This is a genomic window from Shewanella sairae, assembly GCF_023283535.1.
GTDB classification, from domain to species: domain Bacteria; phylum Pseudomonadota; class Gammaproteobacteria; order Enterobacterales; family Shewanellaceae; genus Shewanella; species Shewanella sairae.
On record NZ_JAKILT010000218.1, the window covers coordinates 1 to 655 of the forward strand.

1 protein-coding gene is annotated in these 655 nt (G+C 38.6%); it reads right to left on the reverse strand.

Annotated features, from left to right (window positions below; all coding sequences use genetic code 11):
* Positions 1–655: hypothetical protein (locus L2748_RS24285; RefSeq protein ID WP_220783693.1), on the reverse strand; the 655-nt coding region annotated here is incomplete at both ends.

The window sequence follows — 655 nt, forward strand, 5'->3', positions numbered from 1 at the left end:
CACCAGAAGTGCTATCAATAATGGCTAAAAAAGGCGTTTTAGGAGCGCCTCCCGTTAAGTCGCGAACGTATTTAGCTTTATGGTCAAAATAATATGCGATACCTTCTGGTGAAACAGCTTTAAATCCTTCTTCACCAGTGTTTGTAGAGTTGAAACACTCAAATCGCCAATTATTAGTTGTTACATAAGGGTATTTATTAACATCTTTAGCAAGGACGCCGTTATTTTCTAAAAGGTAACTGTTAATCTTTAATGATGGAATAATGAGTTTGGCTCTATCATGGTAAATAGACCAACCAACATCGCCCAATACATCAATAGAAATACCGTCGTTAGTATACTGCGAGCCTGAGCAATATTGACCGTTCAACCATGATAATGGCGTGTTTTCGCCACCATGCGAACCGACGCCACTGGATATTTCAATTCGAGGAACATCTTCAATCCAGCCAAAATAGTCGGGAAATGCGGTTTCGTAAGTCAGGCTGTAAGCGACTTCAAGCTCAGAATTGCCAGGAATTGATATATCTTTTCTATGAAATTGTACCGTGCCAGAAGTGACATTGTAATAATCTCCCACATTATTAAATGAGTGTAACGTCTGTGGTTGACTATCTATTTTTTCGACTTGTTTTGTAAAATAGTGATGTGAAGT